The sequence below is a fragment of the Glaciecola sp. 33A genome (genome assembly GCF_002836745.1).
GTDB lineage: Bacteria > Pseudomonadota > Gammaproteobacteria > Enterobacterales > Alteromonadaceae > Glaciecola.
Map to the genome: position 1 here is coordinate 156629 of NZ_PJAR01000036.1, position 20605 is coordinate 177233.

At 40.3% G+C, this 20605-nt stretch carries 13 protein-coding genes and 1 pseudogene; 10 read left to right on the forward strand and 4 right to left on the reverse strand.

The genetic code is table 11. From position 1 onward, the window contains the following. The first annotated feature begins 107 nt into the window (after positions 1-107). On the forward strand, positions 108-761 hold the full coding sequence (locus CXF81_RS07880; RefSeq protein WP_101180817.1) for a dUTP diphosphatase: 654 nt from the start codon (positions 108-110) through the stop codon (positions 759-761). Between the two features lie 149 nt (positions 762-910). Here CXF81_RS07880 and CXF81_RS07885 read toward each other — a convergent pair whose 3' ends face one another. The 4 genes from CXF81_RS07885 to CXF81_RS07900 form a co-directional block, all read right to left on the reverse strand. Continuing rightward, on the reverse strand, positions 911-2581 hold the full coding sequence (locus CXF81_RS07885; RefSeq protein WP_101180818.1) for an AMP-binding protein: 1671 nt from the start codon (positions 2579-2581) through the stop codon (positions 911-913). A 161-nt stretch (positions 2582-2742) separates the two neighbouring features. Then, positions 2743-7266 (reverse strand): EAL domain-containing protein, encoded by a 4524-nt coding sequence (locus CXF81_RS07890; protein ID WP_198556348.1) that lies wholly within the window; start codon positions 7264-7266, stop codon positions 2743-2745. 371 nt (positions 7267-7637) lie between these two features. Beyond that, positions 7638-9398, reverse strand: a complete 1761-nt coding sequence (gene dld, locus CXF81_RS07895; RefSeq protein ID WP_101180820.1) for a D-lactate dehydrogenase — start codon at positions 9396-9398, stop codon at positions 7638-7640. Positions 9399-9499: 101 nt separating this feature from the next. Then, on the reverse strand, positions 9500-10819 hold the full coding sequence (locus CXF81_RS07900; protein WP_101180821.1) for a ribonuclease J: 1320 nt from the start codon (positions 10817-10819) through the stop codon (positions 9500-9502). Between the two features lie 239 nt (positions 10820-11058). Here CXF81_RS07900 and CXF81_RS07905 point away from each other — a divergent pair, with 239 nt between their 5' ends. From CXF81_RS07905 to CXF81_RS07950, 9 genes and pseudogenes are all read left to right on the forward strand, one after another. After that, positions 11059-12456 (forward strand): DUF4397 domain-containing protein, encoded by a 1398-nt coding sequence (locus CXF81_RS07905; protein ID WP_101180822.1) that lies wholly within the window; start codon positions 11059-11061, stop codon positions 12454-12456. An 808-nt stretch (positions 12457-13264) separates the two neighbouring features. Continuing rightward, positions 13265-13960, forward strand: a complete 696-nt coding sequence (locus CXF81_RS07920; protein WP_101180823.1) for a heparan-alpha-glucosaminide N-acetyltransferase — start codon at positions 13265-13267, stop codon at positions 13958-13960. Positions 13961-14089: 129 nt separating this feature from the next. Next, positions 14090-14188: pseudogene (locus tag CXF81_RS20545) on the forward strand (DUF4266 domain-containing protein); the annotation flags it as partial. 378 nt (positions 14189-14566) lie between these two features. Beyond that, positions 14567-15229: an ABC transporter ATP-binding protein gene (locus CXF81_RS07925; RefSeq protein ID WP_101180824.1), complete on the forward strand. Its 663-nt coding sequence runs from the start codon at positions 14567-14569 to the stop codon at positions 15227-15229. Between the two features lie 51 nt (positions 15230-15280). Further along, complete coding sequence (locus CXF81_RS07930) at positions 15281-16276, forward strand: HlyD family secretion protein (protein WP_157825524.1); 996 nt, start codon at positions 15281-15283, stop codon at positions 16274-16276. After that, positions 16269-17252, forward strand: a complete 984-nt coding sequence (locus CXF81_RS07935; protein WP_101180826.1) for an efflux RND transporter periplasmic adaptor subunit — start codon at positions 16269-16271, stop codon at positions 17250-17252. The genes CXF81_RS07930 and CXF81_RS07935 overlap by 8 nt, the downstream gene beginning before the upstream one ends. Continuing rightward, the gene (locus CXF81_RS07940; RefSeq protein ID WP_101180827.1) at positions 17252-18466 is read left to right on the forward strand and encodes an efflux RND transporter periplasmic adaptor subunit; all 1215 of its coding nucleotides are present in this window, start codon (positions 17252-17254) and stop codon (positions 18464-18466) included. The genes CXF81_RS07935 and CXF81_RS07940 overlap by 1 nt, the downstream gene beginning before the upstream one ends. Next, the gene (locus tag CXF81_RS07945; protein WP_101180828.1) at positions 18463-19719 is read left to right on the forward strand and encodes an ABC transporter permease; all 1257 of its coding nucleotides are present in this window, start codon (positions 18463-18465) and stop codon (positions 19717-19719) included. The genes CXF81_RS07940 and CXF81_RS07945 overlap by 4 nt, the downstream gene beginning before the upstream one ends. Positions 19720-20102: 383 nt before the next feature. Next, a complete protein-coding gene (locus CXF81_RS07950) occupies positions 20103-20600 on the forward strand; it encodes a response regulator (RefSeq protein WP_101180829.1) in 498 nt (165 codons plus the stop codon). Positions 20601-20605: the final 5 nt, after the last annotated feature.

The window sequence follows — 20605 nt, forward strand, 5'->3', positions numbered from 1 at the left end:
ATTCAAATGCAGTATTAAAGTCGGCATGAAACAGCTACAATATTGTCCTATAAATCTGCGGCCCTATTATTGGGTTCTCAACTTAACTAAAATTGAAAGGAAGATTGATGTTAACAAGTACTCAACTTAACACCATGCTTAACCTCCAAAATGGCATGAACAAAAAGGTCAATCCGCAATGGTTAAACGCCGGTTATAGCTATCTAAGAGCCGCAATGATCGAATCAGTAGAAGCCATTGAACATCATGGATGGAAATGGTGGAAGGCACAAAAATTAGATCTTCCTCAAGTACAAATGGAGTTAGTGGATATATGGCACTTTGCCCTGTCTCACCTAATTATTCAGCATGAAGGAAACATTAGCGCGACAGCAAACGCCATTGAGAAAGCACTTTTAGGATCGCATATAGCGGTGGTATTTGATGGTAACAAGATTAATTTTAGTCAGGCAACGTTGGTTGAAAATTTAGAACTCATGGCGGGCTTGTGCGTTGCTAAACGTTTTGACGTGGCATTGTTTCTAAAAATTGTGGAACAAGCTGAAATGGATTCAAGCGCCTTATTTTCACAATATGTTGGTAAAAATATTTTGAACTTCTTCCGGCAGGATCATGGCTATAAAGAGGGCACATATATTAAAATTTGGCACGGTAAGGAAGACAATGAACATTTAGTGGAAGTACTAGAAGAAACTGACAATCAGTTAAATGCCTATGCAGATGCTATTTATCAGCAACTAGAAAAAAGATATCCGGATTAAGTCTTTTTGTCGTCAGAAATAAAAATGGCTACTTACATAGGAAGTAGCCATGGCGCTGCCAAGCATAGAGAGTTCGAAAATCCGCGGGCTATGTAACACATTAAAAAAAGGTAGCTTTCGCGACCTTGGTTTACACAATACCTACAAAACTAATCGTTCCAAACGATGTCTTTTATGTGGCTTGCTAAAATTATAGACTTGAATTTCTCTTCTATTATATGTCGCTTGACTTTTAGCGTTGGCGTTAGTAAATCATTTTCAATCGACCATTCTTCATTAAATATAATAATTCTGTCCAATTTTTGGTGACTTTCAAGACTGTTATTGACCTTAGTAAGCGTATTTCGCAAGCTCTCAACAATACCCGTCTTATTATGTTCCCTTGCTTGCTCAGAGAGCACTAGTAAAGCAATCGGCTGAGGTAGGTTAGTCCCGGTAACACAAACTTGCTCTACAATTGGATTTTCCATTAACTTTGCTTCAATTGGAGCAGGCGCGACATACTTACCCTTTGCTGTCTTAAAAATGTCTTTTAATCGACCGGTAATTTTCACATAACCTTCAGCGTCAATAACGCCTTTGTCACCGGTACGTAAAAAACCGTCGTTGGTAAACACACCCGCTGTCTTCTCTGGTTCTTTATAGTAACCAACCATGTTGCATGGCGAGCTTACTTGGATCTCACCATCCTCAGCAATTCTTAATTCCACACCGTCGTAAGCTTTTCCTATACTCCCTATTTTTTCGGTTCTAAAGGGCACGCTACTCGTGCCATAAGCACAATTCTCAGTCATTCCCCAGCCTTCACAAATATCTATACCAATGGTATGAAACCACTCAATAGTTGCAGGTGCCAAAGGAGCAGAACCCGACGCCAACAATCTCGCTGAACCTAAGCCCATTTCGCTACGGATCTTTTTGGCAATTTTTTTGCCTACAAAAGGAATATTAAGTAAGAAACTCAACTTTTTTTGTGGCAATTTGGCTAATACACCTAATTGAAATTTAGTCCACAAACGTGGCACAGAAATAAACAACGTGGGCTGACACGCTTTCACATCTCTGGTAAACGTGACCAATGATTCTACGAAGCGTATTTGCATACGAGCGTAAAAGCTAGCTAACTCAACTAATACTCGTTCAGTGATATGAGCAAGAGGCAGATAACTTACAATTCTATCGTCTTGATTTACCGATAACGCACTTAATGAGTTGCAGGCTGCCCAACAAATAGTTTGGTAAGTGTGAACAACCCCTTTTGGTTGTCCTGTGCTACCAGAAGTATATATGACTGTCATAATTTCGTTCATGTCCGGAAGCGGACTTTCACTTAACGGTTCAATATCAGTGAACTCTTCCCATGATTGACCAACAGCTCCTGGATAAGGAAAGCCTATTTTTTCGATACTGGAAGGCACAGCCATTTCTTGCGCTTCGGTATTGTCTAGTTTACCGACAAAAACAAGCGGACAACCAGCGTGTTCAAGTACATAACTGATAGTTTCTTGTCCTGCTGTCGAAAAAATCGGCACAGAAATATGGCCCGCCATCATAATTCCTAAGTCAACAATCATCCAGTGCGCGCAATTTTTAGACAATATGGCAATACGACTACCCTTTGGATAATTTTTTGCCAACAAAGCAGCCGCAACTTTACGTGCTTCTTGTGCTGTCTCACTCCAAGTAAAAGTGAGTTGATTGTCACCTTTCGGCTGAGTCATGTAGAGAATGTCGGGCTGTTCTTTTTCCCATTTGTAGAGCATTGTTAAAGGTGAAACCACACTTTCTTGAGGAATCAAATTGGCAGTATCTGTTGGCATAATCCATCCAGTCATTTACAAGTTATTCACATAGATATAATAATGCGTGATTATTAGGAATATACAACCGATTTTTACATTCGTTATTATCAATTTTTTACGAATAGTTGTTTTGTTACAAACATGAATGCCGATGTAAATTAGAGCTTAATATAACAAAATCATATCTTTACGGTAGATTGGACAGTTTCTAATTGTGAAGAGAACTTGTATGACCAGTCTTTTTGTAACAATTTGAAACATTGACCATGACTGACAGGTTTGGAAAAATAAAAACCTTGTAAGAAATGGCAATCGGTCTTGCTGAAATAATCGACTTGCTGTTTTGTTTCGATGCCTTCAGCCACAGTATCCATATTCAACATTTTAGTCATAATGAGAGTCGACTCAATAATAGACTCAGTGCCTTTATCAATGCCAATATCATCTACAAAAGATTTATCAATTTTCAATACGTCTATTGGAAAATCTTTTAAGTAGCGCAAACTGGAATAGCCCGTACCAAAATCATCCAATGATATTTTAAAGCCTAAGGCTCTCATTTCATGCATATAGTCCAAAGTGTGGTGATTATTGTCAACTAACAAACCTTCGGTGATTTCAAAGCGTAAACAAGATGCAGGCAAGGCATAGTCTTTCAGTAACTGTAGAATCTTTTCAAAATCAGGACGAGTAGAGAATTGTTTAGCTGATAAATTTATCGCCATATAACCATCAAAACCTTGCTCATACCACTTTGCAACGTCAGCTAGGCCGCGTTCGATTGCCTGAATTGTCATTTCAACGATTAAACCAATTTGCTCGGCTATAGGAATAAACGTCACTGGCGAAATAAATTGATTATCACTCTGCCAGCGCATTAGCATCTCAAAACCAACCGTTTTTTTGTTTTTAGTATCAACAATCGGTTGATAATAGTTTTCAAACTCATTGCTGGCGACGCCAACTTTGAGTTTATTCTGTAACAACATAGCTTGCTGCACTTTTTCATTCATTGCTGGTGTAAAGTGCTGGTAACCATTTTTCCCTGACTCTTTAGCGCTGTACATCGCGACATCAGCGTTTCTCAATAGACTTTCTGCATCGATTGCATCAACCGGATACATCGCGATACCAGCGCTTCCAGAAACGCTAACAGAGTGGCTGCCTAAATAGATAGGTTGCTCTAACAGCTTGAGTAGGTCTTGCACTACATTGTTGACGCTTTGTCGATCTTGCGTCTCCTCAAGTACCACAACGAACTCATCCCCACCCAATCGAGAAACAATATCGTTGTCACGAAGTTTATGCTTTATTCGTTGGGCTATTTCGACAATAACCTTGTCACCTGCTGCATGGCCAAAGGTATCATTGATAGGTTTAAATCGGTCCAAATCAATAAACACAAGCGATAAACTAGTACTGTGTCTTTTTGCATACAATATTGCGCTTTTTAGCTTTTCAATCAATAAAGTGCGGTTAATAAGCCCTGTGAGCACATCATAATTAGCTATTTTAATTAAACTATTTTGCGCTTCTTTTTGTTCTGTTATGTCAGTCATTATAATTAAATAATATTCTATTAATCTATGATCATTCTCACTGGCAATTGCATTAACATCAGTGAGGGTTGTAATTTTACTATCAGCAACGACAAACTCCAATTCAGCTTTCCAGTGCTCTCCCGGTTTCAAGGTGGCTAGTTTGGAAATGAATTTACGTTTCATTCCTTCTTGTTGCTCCATGATATGTGTCAATTGAGATTTGAACTCAGTTTGCTCACTAATTCCAAAGGCTCTATAAAAACTAGGATTAGCGCCTAAAGGCTGCTTATTCCTACCAAAAATAATGACCCAATCACGTGTGTGTTTAAATGCATCCCCAAAAAACTTTAAACGCTCTTTTGAGGCTATATTTTCAGTCACATTCGTATACGTGCCGGTGACAGTAATCGCCTCATTTTCTGGACTAGAAATACTACCTGCATCTCTGAACCACAGATAATCGCCGTTAGCGTGTTTCATGCGATAAGTATTGTCGAATTGCTCGTCCTCACGCCGAATAAACTGTCTCCATGCTGACAGATATTGGAGCCTGTCAACCTCATGAATTAATGATAGATGCTTTTCAAATTCAACAGCATTGCCATCAACCGCATAGCCTAATTCATTTTGGAGGCGCGAAGTATGTATTATCTTACTTACAGAAGACCACTCCCATATATCAGAATTACTGGCCTTAAGGGCACTGGTTAACCTATTATTATAGAGACTAATCTGGTCATTAGCTGAAGCTAAAACAGCTTGAATTCGATTGCGCCTAATGACAAACCATAGCAGTCCTGAGAATACTAAAATAGCGTAAACTGCGATAGCGAAGGGAGACCAAAACGGCGCATATTCAACTCGAATATATAGTTTTGCGATTTGTGACGCATCTATGTTGTCACCTAGCTCGTATATTTCCAATACATGACTTCCTGACTCAAGCATCGAAATTTCTATTTTGTTTGAAACCGTACCCGGAAAATTAATTACCTTATCGTTGCTTACCAACCTATAATTAAAACGGTCTGACTCAACAATACTGAAGTTTAAAGATGAGAAATGCACAATTAACCCCATATCATCATGCTTTAGCACAATTTCCCTATTATTGAGTGTGGTGTAAGGAAGATAAAGTTTTCTAGACGATAGTTCGATTTCTGTAATAACTGGTGCCCTGTGTTTTTCATTATACAAAGAAGACACTTTTATGGGGTCAAATAGCGTCACTCCTTTTGTTGAACCATAGGCTAAGCGACCATCCGATAGAGTGGTAAATGCACCTTCATTAAATTCTGTTGAGGACACTCCCTGCATGTACTTGTATGTAAATAAATCTATATTCTGCGGATTAAATTTATGCAGCCCGGAGTGCGAGCTGAACCAAAGATGTTCCCTAGCATCTAGTGCAAGCCCGTAAATAAGATTGGTCGACAATGCCTTAGCTGAATTGAATTCATTAATCTGCTCAAAGTTATCACCATTCAGTTGATACAGCGCTTTACCGGGATAAGATACCCAAAAATTATTTTTTGAATCTCTTAACCAACTGCTTGGCCACATACTAAGTGAATCACCCTCTTTTTTAATAGAATGTAAAACACTGACTTTCAAGGAGTCCGTATTAAAGCCAACAAGGCTTCCGGCGGCGCTTAGCAATACACTTGATGTGCGAATATCGTAACCAATTATCATGTGTATGGTGTTACCGTTAAGCCCTAATTCGTTAAATGTAAACAGTTGCGCAGTCCAGTTTAGCGAATCAAATTTAATCAAGCCATCATCAGATAATGACCAAATAATCGATCGACCCCCTTGTACTAAACCATATGAGTCACTTTCAAATAGTTGCTGTTGCTCAGGCTTAAAGTTAGTAAAGTCCTTGATTTTACTGGTCATGCTATCGAAAACCCGCAAACCGGCACCGGTTGCTATCCACAACTCGTTTTTATTGATGCTAAATATCTGCTCAATATAGGATTGTCTATCATTAGTCACTTCAGAATTCGAGACCAGAAACTGCTCTGTTAAACTTGTATTTAAATTTATTTTATTTAGCCCATTCGTTGTGCCTATCCAAAGTGTATTTTTATCTTCTTGGTATAACGAAAGAACATTATTGTGGCTTAATCTATTTTCAGGCTTGGTGTTAATGCTGTTTGATATTGACGTAAAAGAAGTACTTTTTGGAGACCAGAACATAGCGCCATTGAATTGTGTACCAATCCAAACGTTGCCATTTTTATCGGTGGCGATAGATTTGACACTTTTATCTGAAATATCTTCAATATTTTGCTGTGGCTCAAACATAAATAAGAGAGGTGAAGCAGACATATCTGTTTTAAATAAACCGCGCTCAGTTCCTACGTAAATAGAATCGTCGTCGAAAAAGCGTAAGCTCCATATGTTTTCTTGCGAATCGATAGTGCTTGATAACGGGGCGGACCAATCACTAATAACAAATTTTTTTAAGGCCGCAAGTGACATTTGATAGAGCCCCTTGACAGTGCCTATCCACAATTGCCCATTGGGCATTTCTATCAATTGCTTTACGTTTTGGCTGTTTACATCGTCTTGCAATTCTGTCGGCAAAAATTCAAGAGTACTGATTTTACCTGTGAGTAAATTTTTAGCGATTAATCCTCTTGAGGTACCGACAAGTAACATATCGCCACTTTTATAGGCTGTTCGGATCACAACGCTGCGCGCAATATCAACCTCATTGAGTAAAAATAGCGTGGCCACTCGACCCGTTTCATAACGATACAAGTCGACTTGATGATTCAAAGCAATGACAATATTCCCGCGTTCGGCTTCGGTTATATATTCAGCATATTGTATCCATTCAGGATCGTCTAAATAGCGCGCCGAGACAATATTTTCTGACTCTTTGGTTTGCGGATTGAGTCTGAGTACTCCGCTTGTGCCTGAACTGATCCAGAGATTACTGCGGCTATCTTCGTAAATATCGTATACGGGGTTACTTAAAAATTCACCGTGGATACCTGGTATTTGAATTACGCGGTGGCCATCATAACGATTCAGACCTTCTTCATTTGCAATCCATAAAAAACCATATGAATCGATATGCAGGTCGTGAATCGTATTTTGACTCACGCCATCCGACGTATTCAGGTGTGATAGACGAGGATTATCTAACACAGGTTTTGATGCGCCTTGAGTAAAGTTAGAAAAAGAAAAAAAACAGATGAAAATAAAAGGACCAAAAAAGAAAGGTAAGTTCCGCTTATTGCTGAATGAGGGGTAAAGGTTAAATGTACCCAAGCACGCGCTTATAATCTGCATCTATACGTGTTCATTGTCTTTGGATCGCCTAATGCTGGCGTCAACATTACAAATAGGCTCAATCGACGCGGTGATTTTTATTAGCCAGCCATACAAATTATATTAAATACCGTGCCTTGTCATATTTAAAAGACATCCCTTTCTATTTATTTTGACAGCGCTTGATGTCATTACTGAATTCTCGTCATATTACCAAATGACACTCATTATAAATTGTATGCCATTGCTTAAAAGCCGCAGGCGCAGTTGCGTTTAGTTTTTTGCATTTTACCTACCCCTGGATTAAAGGTATTTGTTGGATCGAGTGATTCGTAAAAGGCTTTTAAATCTGGCTCTGCTGAATATAGATGTCCAACATTATGTTCTGCTGGATATTTGGCGCCTCGACTATTCAAAAGAGCTAACATTTGTGTCTTCAATTTTTGCGCATCGACTCCTTTTTTCAAAATGTAATCTTGATGAAATACATAGCAAAAAAAGTGACCGTAGTAGAGTTTCTTATCAATCTGCTTATTCAATTCCTCAGGTAATTTTTCAAGCCAGTCAATTTCGTTTCTCGGCAAAGCAATATCCAGCGCCAAAATATCGCCCACGTTCTTTGCAAACAAAGTGTGATATCGCAAAGCTGCTCCTGCTGCCGCAAAACGATGCAAATAAGCACGTTTTGCTTCATTTTCATCACATACAATGAAGCTACCTGTTGTCGATTTACTGAAAAAATCTGACAAGAAACTGTGTGCTTCTGCGATCCCTTCATTACTCATTTTGAGAATAAGGTGATGTTCATAATCTTTACGATACTGGAGTAAACGCGGTGGAATATGCTCAGGGAAAAAACGACTAAAAGCCTGCATACATTTGTCTGTTATTGCCTTTGGCAACCAGCTCACTTTGTTCAGCGCAGCATCAATACGTCCCTTAATAGAAAATAGACGAGGTAATTGATCGGTTCCTAAATGCAGAACACTTAAAAAAGTATCTTTGCCATATTTTTGTGAAATATCAAAAGTATCTCGATGCATGTATTCGCCTACTTCGGGCAGATTGGTTAAGCGTGATAACATCAATTTCCTGAGTTGGGCTAATTCCTTGGTGTTGTTTGTTCCTACGTAAAACGTTTGTTCGCGTTCTGCAACCGGATAAGTGTCTAAACGGACCGCAAATACTGCCAGCTTCCCTGCGCAGCCGCTTGACTCATGCAGCCTTCTTTTATCCGCATTGAAGCGACTAGGTGTGTCGGCTTCGACATCTCTGATACGCTCCATATACTCTTTATCGGACGCCATTTTATCACTTTGAGCAACCGCAGTAGTTGCAAACTCCCCGTGTTGCAAATTTGTCAATATAGCTTCTGGAGAATCGCCAAGTTCAATTCCTAAGTGGTTAACTAGTATCAGTTCGCCCTGTTCATCTACTTGCGCATAAATCGAAAGTTCCGTAAAGGCGGGGCCGCGTTTCACTAAAGCTCCGCCTGAATTATTTGCTACACCACCAACAATAGATGCACCTAAACAAGATGATCCTATAATCGAATGAGGAGCACGACCTATGCTTCCTAGCTGTTTTTCTAGCTGATGTAATGTAGCCCCCGGAAGGCTGACAACTTGCTCACCTGCATTAATCAAAAAGAGTTTATCAATGGCTAATGTGTTGATCACAATAACTGGGCGGTCATAGTCGTTGCCACTCGGTGTCGAACCTTCAGTTAATCCGGTATTGGCCGCTTGCATCACAATAATAGTGTTGGCTTTAACGCAAACTTGCAGACTTTGCCATAACTGCAATAGTGTTTCTGGAAATATAACAGCCAAGGCACTGCCGCCGCCAGAGCGCCATCCTTTTCTAAAATGCGCATTTTTTTTCGGATCGGCTTTGATATTTTTTGCACATAAAATACCTGTTAACTCAGCCACAATGAGGTCATTACTTAAGGGCTTTATACAGCGATTATTGACGTTGGCTGAATAAGCATACGTATCAATACTCATGATGGCTTTACTCCATTTTTGATGAGTGCATAGTTAACCACAGACAGGTTCAACTTAACATTTAGCCTGCAGCTAAGGCATGCTATAAGCATAATACAGTATCAAGGTTTAATTGATTTATTCACTTCAGTTATGTCTATTCGGCCCACTTTAACTGCATTCTTAATTATCTTAATAGACGGTGCTAATTGGAATAGGTCGCCATTTAATCCCACAAGCTGCTTTTGAACACCTTGTTTTTGGGCGATTAACGCATTCGCTTGCAAATGTTTGGGTTCGCCATGTACCGGAATAGCAACCTTAGGCGAGACCCACTCATACATATCACGTAAGTCGCGCTCATTTGGGTGACCCGATGCATGTATTGTGTGTTTAGATAGTGCTGATTGGATGACAATAAGTCCTTTTGTTTTTAAGTTTTCTACCATTTTATCAACTGCTTTTTCATTCCCCGGGATGGTAATTGAGCTAAAAATCACGGTGTCACCTGATTCTACTTCGCAATCTGGGTGATTGTCCCCAGCTAGCCTACCCAATGCTGCTCTGCTCTCTCCTTGACTACCAGTAGCAACAATGAGTACTTCGTGTTTTGGTAAATAACCAATATCTCGACGATGCGAAATTTTCAATTCATCAGGCCAATAACCGGTGCTGCGGGCAATGCTGTACATATTTTCGAGTGAGCGCCCCAATAGAGTCATGTATCGGCCTGTTTTTGCGGCGACTCTTGCCAAACTAATCAGGCGAGCGACATTGCTGCCAAAACAAGTAACAATAGCGCGTCCTTGACACTGTTGAACCGTTCGCAGTAATCCCAGTTCACAATCACCTTCCGACAAGGAGTACCCTGGACGCAAGGCATTAGTCGAGTCACACACCATTGCCGTTGGCTTCAACTTAGCAAGTTGTTTAAAGGGTGCTGCATCAAAAGGCTGGTCGGTTATTGGATTAAAATCTATTTTCCAATCAGCGGTATGGAAAATAGAGCCAACTGCAGTTTGAATAAATAATGCCTGCGCGTCAGGTAATGAGTGAGTTATTGACAGCCATGTTATGGTAAATGGTCCGATATCAATTGTACTGCCCGGCTCAACAACAATAATCTTAACTAATTCGGCAATGTCGGTCATATATAGTTTTCGGCGCAGTACTTCGGCAGTAAACTTTGTTGTGTAAATCGGACATTTAAATTTATTCCATAATGCGGGCAAAGCACCCACATGGTCCTCGTGCGCATGAGTGATAATAATGCCACACAAACTCTCTTGTCTATTTTCAATAAAGACAGGATCAGGTGCAATCATATCAAACAATTTAGCAGATGGGTTTTGATCATCTATTCTATCTAGGGGGGATCTGAAGGTAACGCCACAATCAACCATCAGCCATTTATTATTATGCCCGTATAAATTCATATTCATGCCTATTTCTCCTGTCCCACCTAAAGGTAAGAAAAATAAGTCTTTGTTGGACGGCTTGATGGTTCGAAAGTAGTTAATGGTGACCTCGCGTAAAATTCATGAAATGTTTTATTACAAAAGTTTAACTTAAAAACAGTAATTTGGGCTAAACCGATCAAAAACATTTGCAGTATATATTTGTGTAGTGAACAAAATTGCTTTTAAAAAACGCAATATCTTACAATGAAAAAGGAACGATCATGAAAATTACACCACAAAGTAAACTGCTGCTGCCTGTCATTTGTTCAGCATTTTTGTTGTCAGGCTGTTGGCTAGACAGCGATGACGATAAGGCTATCGAACCGGTTGAAATAGCGACTAGCGCCAACGTCCGCGTCGTACACGCTTCTCCTGATGCCCCAACCGTCGATATTATTATAGGTGGCACACCGATAGGTCAAAAACAAGACCTTGATTATCAAGACGCCACTGCTTGGTTTCCAATTGCACCTAACACTTATGAAATTTCTGTAGAGGCTAACTTACCGGGCGATGACGCAAATGTGTTGACATTTTCGCCGGTCTTAGTCGGTAGTCAAACGTATACTATTTTAGCCATCGGTTCAGTTGGTCAAGGCACACTAGAGGCTTTAGTGGTCGAAAACACACTCACCCCAGTGACCGCTGGAAACGTGCGAGCGCAAGTTGTACATGCGGCTCCAAATGCGCCCGAAGTGGATGTATACGTCACTGCGCCGAACACGTTGTTATCAACAGAGCAACCGCTTGCTACCCTCGTTTATAAACAATTTACCGGTCAGGTTGAAGTACCTGCGGGCGATTACCAAATTAGAATTACACCAGCGGGCTCAACAACTGTTGTGTTTGACTCTGGTTCGTTGTCACTAGCAGACGGATCTGACTTATTAATTTCGGCCACACAAAATGTGGTAACTGGTGGGTCTCCGGTATCTCTTGTAGTCGCTACGGGTGCGGGTTCTGCAACCATATTAGACAAGGACACGCCAGCTGAAATTCGCGCTGTGCACGCTGTTGCGGACGCACCAGCAGTAGACATTATTGCGAATAACGCGTTAACTTTATTTGATGGTGCCCCTTTTAAAGGCGCAACAAGCTACATAGAAGTTGCTGCTGGTGACTACCTTATTGATGTCGCAGCTGACGCTGATAACAGCATCGTTGTAATTGATGACGCTGCCATTACGTTAACAGCTGGTATGCGCTACACCGCAATAGCTAATAATACCCTTGCGGACATTGATTTAGATTTAATTATTGATACCCCAAGAAAAATCGCAACAGCAGCTCAAGTGCGCATTTTTCACGCGTCACAAGCGACACCTAACGTTGATATATACGTTACAGCCGACGGCGAAATTGCGGACGTCTCACCTGCATTTTCTGACGTACCTTATGCAACTGGTGCATTAGCGGAGACTGGCTACGTGCAGCTAGCAGCTGGAGATTATGTTGTTACTGTAACTCCTACAGGTACAAAAACTGAAGCAATTGAAACCGGTACTTTATCGTTAGTCGCGGGTGAAATATATACTGCATTCGCAGTGGATGGCGATATGGAAGGTGATGCACCGCAACTTATCTTATTAGATGGTTTTGTTGTGCCGCAGACTAATTAAAGAGTTCCTGCCTGTTTATTCAACGAAAGTTGTTTAAGAGGTTTTTCGAGCTGGGTGCATTGCCCAGCTTTTTTTTGTGTAAAAATCGTTGCACTCAACACCCACCATAAAAGCTTAAGCATAACTTAAGTATTCTGTTATAAAATCAGACATAACCCACTTATAAATTCAGCGTATGAGACTACTACTAGTTGAAGATATTACCCGACTAGCCGAAGAGTTAGGTAAATCGTTGCAACACAACGGTTATGCTATTACTCACATGCCAAAGCCCAAAGTGCCTTAGGTTCGTTTGCTAGTAACGAATTTTCAATAATGATCCTCAATTTAGGCTTACCCGACAAGGACGGTATTACTCTTCTAAAGCGATGCATCTGAATCCGTCGATAAGGTTTATGACCCCTATATGCTCCCTTTTGAGCGTGGATTCGAATGTCGTTTCAGCTCAAGGAAAAATGACGATGGTAGCGAATTACTACAACGCATTGCATACGGACGCGGTATTTCTGAGTACGTCACTATTATTGGGAGGCACTATTTGACCTTGAAACTGGGGCGATGACACAAATGAGAAACGGCAAGGTGAATTTAGGTTAACCTATCGATATCAATGCATACCTGAAATTCAACCGGCTATTGACATATACTCTAACCGCGAGCTTTTTTGGCATTGGCCCAGCTTTTATGGGAGTTAAACGGTTTGAGGATCCGCGCCAACTCAAATCGAAATTAGGCTTTGTAGCGGGGTTGAATGGTAACTGAACTGATCATACCCTAAGATTTGTTTTAGAGATGGAGTGTTAGCTCATTGAATAATCGAATTTTCAGTATTGACGTTTTACGTACAGTCGCCATTGTTCTTATGGTCGTATTTCATTTTATATATGACCTCAAATTTTTCGGTTATGTTGACTGGGACATACCCGATGGCGAAGGATGGCGAACTTTTCGGCACATTATCCTTAGCTCGTTCTTCATCTGTTTAGGCGCATCGCTGCATTTATCATATCAACGTGCCATCAATTGGAAAAAATTTACTAAGCGACTTATTCAAATTTTTGCCAGTGCTTTGGCTATCAGTTTGGTTTCATTGTTAATGGTGCCTGAAAACTATATTTATTTTGGTGTGTTGCATTTCATTGCTGTTGCCAGCCTGCTTTGCATTATGTTTGCAAATAAACCCCGCATATCCCTGCTTATTGGACTCTGCATAATTGCCACCTATAACATCGGCTGGGTATCTGCCATTTGGCCATTCAATTATATCCGCAGTTACCTGCCCTCATATTCAAACGACTATGTCAGTCTGTTTCCTTGGATAGGCGTGGTGTTCATTGGTATTTGGTTTGCTTCGACCGCATTTTTGCAAAATGATCCGCTGAAACATATCGAAAAAAACACATGGTTAGCATTGCCAGGTAAACATAGCCTGGTGATTTATCTTGTTCATCAACCTGCATTCTTTGCCATATTTGGACTAATAGCATACTTATCACGCAGCTAGTTTCATACTTTAGAGTTTTGATGCTCAGTCATTCTATTTGAACTGGAAACGCAGCATCAATTAAACACAATACACGTCAGATAAAATTCACCTAAGGTTCACTGAGGTTTTGCGCAGTAGACTCACTGCTCATTACAATTAGGTGGTTGTGCCAATTTAGGCGTCCAACCTTGGGAGCGCGACTTATTGGCTAAGGATAAAATGGCCTTAAACGCCGATGCCGTTGAAAAATGCTACCGATGTTTTACCTGCTGTCGCCTCAGTCGATTGCAGAATAGGCGAGATGACAGCAATAAAGGTTGGCTTAAAATACGCTCACCAAGTGAATAACGGTTATCTCCCCACCACGTGCTTAAACACGCTAATATCTCATAATTTATAAAGCCCTGTAATGCCGTCAATAGGGCAAGCTGTATATAAGTATGCCGCGTACTGTTCTCATTGAGCCCAAAACTGGGCTAATTGTTATCTTTACATTAAAAACTAATCACTATTTTACTTCCCTACGTACCTATTAGCTGCGTTTAAAGGTATGCTATATAATTAAAAAAGCTTATAGCAGTGAGTCACATAAAAACAAGCCGCACAGGGAAGTGTTATAACACTATGATTGAAATTCATTCGATAAAAAAACAATTCAAAAATGGAGAAGAAATTGTCACTGCAATAGACGATGTTTCTTTAACCATTAAACAAAACGAATTCGTCGCTGTCATGGGCAGCTCTGGCAGCGGAAAATCGACATTAATGAATGTCCTAGGATGTCTGGATACCCCTACTTCTGGCAAATATTTACTTGATGGTAAAGATGTCGCCAGCTTAACCGACAATGAGCTTTCACGGATTCGAAACGAACATATTGGTTTCATTTTTCAAACTTTCCACTTATTACCCAAACTCGATGTTATCGAAAATGTCAAATTACCCCTTCGTTATTCATCGATCAATGCTGAAGAGGCAAATAGCCGAGCACTTGACTTAATCGAGCGCGTTGGCCTTAGCCATCGGAAAAACCATAAACCATATGAAATGTCAGGCGGACAACGCCAGCGCGTAGCTATTGCACGAGCACTCATCAACAAACCAAGTGTTATTTTGGCCGACGAACCAACCGGAAACTTGGATAGTCAAACCTCAAAAGAAATCATGCATTTATTGACTGAACTGCATGAGGGCGGACAAACTATTGTGATGGTAACGCATGAAAATGATATTGCGGCTTATGCCCAGCGAACAATACGCATGAAAGACGGTAAAATAATAAGTTAATCTGAGAAATTATATCAATACTGAAAGGAGTCACTTCTGATGGTCGGTTTTATGAAAATATATTTTACTAAGTTAACAGTAATGCGCATAGCTCAATTATTGAGTTTAGCTTTGCTGTCAGTAACGGTTCAAGCGCAAAGCGATTTGCTATTAACGGGTCAAGTCAGCTCATCAGCTAAACAAGTTATTAATGCGCCACAATCGAGTCGTTGGCAAATTCAAATTCAATGGATGGAAGAAGAAGGTGCGATAGTAAAAGAAGGCGATACAATTGCTGTATTTGATGGCTCTAACGAACAAAGTAGACTTGATCAGAATATAGAGTCACTAGAACGTCAAGTGCTTGAGCTAGAGCAAATGAGAATGGAGCAAGATCGCAAATTTACCGACGCTCAAGGTAGCTTGACATTAGCCATAATGCGAGTTGAAAAAGCACAAATTGAGGCTTCTGTGCCCGCTTCTGATGTGAGTCAATATGAAAAAGGTCAATATGACTTAGCTCTGCAGCGTGCGATGCTAGAACAAGTAAAAGCCGAGGAAGCCCTGCGACGGGCCGCACAAGAACGTGAGACAGAAATCCAAAAGAAAAACATTGATATTCAGAAGGTAAGAGAAGAGATTGCTTATCTTGAAGAGGTACTCGCAAAAATGAATGTCACAGCAACAATATCGGGACCTATTACGTATGCAATGCACCCGTGGACCCAACAAAAAATAACCGCGGGCAATAACCTACAACCAAGCTGGAAAGTCATGGATGTGCAAGCAACAACCGACTTTCAAATTGAAACTTGGGTGCATGAAATTGATGCGGTCGGATTAAAGGACAAAACAAAGGTGGAGTTAATAGTTGACGCTTACCCTAATAAATCATTCGAAGGCTATATTGAGGCTATTTCAAGTCAATCTGAAAAACGCGCGCAGTGGAGTAAAAGTTCATACTTTCCTGCCATTGTTAAGTTTACCACGGCACCCGACATTAATTTGTTGCCTGGTATGAGCGTTCGAATTCAAATCAATATCACAGGAGGTAAACCTAATGCGTAATTACCTATCTGTTTTAGCTGGCGTTTTCCTGCTTAGTGCTTGTGGTAGCGAACCTGTTGAAATATATCAACAATCGTCTAAAAATATTATTAAAGCACCCGCAGAATTAGTTTCCTTGCAGAAAATAACCATTGGCCCACCTAATATCAGACGCATGTGGAGCTTTAAGATAGAGTATATTGCCCGCGAAAATGCAATTGTAAAAGTTGGCGACACCCTAATCAGCTTCGATGGGCAGTCACTTCGTAACGATTTACTTGGGCGTAAAAGTGATCTTGATGCGGCAACAAAGGAAGCAGAGCAAGGTAAATTAAATAATGAGGCCAGGCTCAAAGATCTTCTCCTTAGCTTGGCTGAAGCCAAAATGAACGAGGACAAAACAAGACGTAAAGTTGAAATAACCGATGCCTCGCGCTCTAAAATTGAGCGTCAAAAGCAGCAGGCTGACCATAAGATTGCGACACAAACCCACTTGCAAGCAAGGAACAGGGTGGCACAGCATAAAGAAGAAATGAGCGTTAATGAAAAAGTACAGCAAGCGCGCATCGATAATCGGGCAGTAAGAGTAAAAGAATTAGAAGATAGTATTGATAAGTTAACTATCAAGTCGCCAAAAGACGGCATGGTTATTTACCTCAACTGGAATGATGAAAAACCGGCTGTGGGTGACACGGTTTATATGGGTGCAACCTTAATGACATTGCCATCATTGGACAATATCTCAGTCAAAGTTGAATTTGATGAATCACACACTGCTAAAGTAAATATTGGTCAGCAGGTTAAGGTCACTTTAGATGCTTATCCTGAAAGTCCTTTTAATGGCAAAATCAGTGAAATTGGTAAGGCCTTTAGAAACAAATCACAACGTAATTTGAAAGTTGTTTTTGATGCGTGGGTAACGCTTGATGAAATGGATACCAGTATTATGCGGCCGGGTATGAAAGCCACTGTTGAGCTATCGCAAGGAAGTGTCTGATGTATTTATCAAAGGCGGCAAAACTAGCGAGTTTATGTGCTTTATTCTTACTCATTACGGCTTGTGAGGAAGAACAAGGAAGCGTACCAACTTATGAAGTATCGGAGCGGGAATTCAAAATTTCTGTTAGCGCTTTTGGTGAAATAGAAGCAGCCGAGGCTCAAAAAATAGCATCACCAGGCAACCAGCCCATGATTTTAGAATGGTTAGCACCGGAAAATAGTATCGTGCAAGCAGGCCAAGTTATCGCTCGTTTTGATGCTCAACGTATCTTAAAAGACAGCCGCGACGAAGAACTCGAAATGTTGAAGCTGCAACAGGATATGACAAAAAATAATGCGATTCAAACTCAACAACAGAAGGACATTGAGTCCGACCAAACATTTGTTAAACATGAGTTTGCCTTTGTTGACCGTTTTGCCATTGATGATTTACGTATCTATTCACAGTTAGAAATAATAGATACTTTGCAAAATCGTGATTTCTTAGAGGCAAAAGACGATTTCCTCGAATGGAAAGAATCAAGTATTGACCAGCAGCACGAGAGTGAATCGGCGGTGCTCAATATTCGCAACAGTGGGCACGCTGCAAAGTACGATAGATATCAGCAAGCATTGTCTAAATTAGAAGTGGTTGCCCCCTACTCTGGTTTACTTATCTATGAAAAGGATCGTCGCGGCGAAAAACCATCGGTCGGTCAAACGGTATTTCCTGGTCGTGCAATTGCCAACATTCCCAACCTAGATAGTATGCAAGCTCGTATTTTCGTGCTGGCTAATGACGCGATTGACTTGGCACTAAAACAAACCGTGAATATTCGCTTAGACGCTTTTCCTGATCGCGCGTTTAGCGGCAAGATAAATAACGTTGCAGGGTTTCCACGTTCAATTGAACGTGGAAACCCTGTGACCTATTATGAAATTACAGTCACACTGGATATGCAAGACAAGCGACTGATGCAACCAGGGCGTAAAATAACAGCACAGATTGAAGTAAAACAACCAGAGCCGACTATCGTCGTCCCGCTACAAGCGATCCATCACGATAAAGGAAAAAGTTATGTTTATTTAAAATTAGACAGTCAATTTTCACGCAGTGAAGTCATCAGTGGTCGTAAAAATCAGTATGTAGTAGAAATTACGAGTGGTGTAACGAAAGGCGATGTTGTGGCTTTAAGTATTCCTGAGTCTGTTGCTATTGGGGATCCATCATGATCAGAAAGTATCGCGTTTTATTAGCAGATGCTATTGCTGAGTTATCAGCGCAAAAGCTGCGTACTTTTTTAACCCTTTTAGGCATGATTTTTGGTGTTGGTGCTGTTATCGCTATGCTTAATATTGGCGAAGGTGCAGAACGTCAAGCCTTAAAATTAATTGATTCTATGGGTGTTAACAACATCATTATTGAAGGTAAAGAATACCCCAGTGAAGAACTCATTGAGATTAGAGAAGAAAGTTTAGGTCTTTCAATGGGAGACGTGGATGCTGCACTTGCCACGTTGCCTTTCGTCGAGGGATTTAGTGCCAGTAAAAAAATTAAGATCCATGATATTTACAGCGATTTTAGAAAATCCCAAGCTGAAGTTCTTGGTGTGACCCTTACCTACTTTGAACACGCAAATTTGACGCTTTCTGCAGGCCGTTTGTTAAACGAGAATGACAATAATAAAATTGCACAAGTCGCGGTATTGGGTTTTGATACGGCAATGGAACTGTTTCCTGCGATGGCCGATGATACCAATAACATGCTAAATCAATACGTCAAAGTCAATCATGTGTGGTTGCAAATTATTGGTGTGTTGAGTCCGCCTCCAGGCGATAAAAACGAGTTTCAGGGTGTCAAAATTGGCGGCGACCGATACAGAATATTCTTACCCTTATCCACCAGTGTTCAAAAGTTTTCAAACGATCTACTGACCAGCGAACTAGATACTATTAAACTTAACATATCAAAAGCGAGCGACCCGGTGATTGCTTCTAAAGCAGTTAAGCAACTCATGGAATTACGCCATGGTGGTATTGAGGATTATTCCCTTATCATCCCTGCAGCTCTGCTTGAGCAACAGAAGCAAACTCAGCAGATTTTCAATATTGTAATGGCCTGCGTAGCTGGAATTTCGTTACTTGTTGGCGGTATTGGCATTATGAATATTATGTTAGCTAATGTTATGGAAAGAACCAAAGAAATAGGTTTACTGCGAGCCGTGGGTGCTACCCAAGAGGACATCAAACAGCAATTTTTAGCGGAAAGTTTTGCTATTTCAGCGCTTGGCGGTATTTTGGGTATTATATTTGGATTAGCGCTATCTGAAATTATCGGTTTTTATTCGGGCTGGGCGGTAAGTTGGTCAATTCCTGCTATCTTTTTATCTCTCAGTATTTGTATGATTGTGGGAGTGGGTTTTGGTGTTTTCCCTGCTATTAAAGCGTCTAAATTAAATCCAATCGATGCTCTACATAGCGATTAATTGTGGTAAGTAGTCGAAACGGGTAAACATGATGCTTTCTTAGATAAAAAGACGCTGCGTTAACCGCCCTTGAAAGAGAAAATAAGGAAGTTATAACTCACTTCTACTCACGCTATGATGATCATACTTACGTAATTGTTATTGTGAAATTAAATTGTCAAAAAAACGATATATTGCTTAGCTTATGCATAAAGCGTGTTTATTTTTTAAATAGAATATAAACCGAAGTCTGCTTTTTCATAAAATAGGTTATATCGAGCTCATACGTTGGTATTTAAAATAATCCTGTAAAATGAAGCCAATTTTGTTATTTTCACCATGGAGTTTTTATAGACATTAAATCATGTTAAAAATATTTTTTCACTAAACGCTAGGAAATCATTATGACAATAGTTGAAACGAGTACAACAGACTCATTTGACGTTGCCGATGTTGCTGCCAAAATTACGCCAATAGAAAAAGCTGAAGGTGCAACCGCGTTCAGAATAAAAGATAAAGTTGCTGTGCAATTAGATCTATCAAAATTCAAGATCCTAGTGGCTGAAGATAACTCAATTAACCTTCAAATTATAGTGCGTATGCTTAAATCAACAGGTTGCACCGTCAAGGTCGCTGAAGACGGTTTTGAGGCCATAATATTGTATTACGAGTTCCAACCAGATATCGTGTTAATGGATATCCAAATGCCGGATGTGGATGGTCTTGCTGCACTCAAAGCAATTCGAAATCAGGGCGGTGTAGCGCCTATATTGGCTGTAACAGCTAACGTCACAAAAGACGAGGTTACCGCTTATTCGATTGCCGGTTTTAAAGATATCATTGCCAAACCTATCACTAGAGAAGTATTGATTAACAAAATTACAATGGCCTTGACTACCTAGTAGAC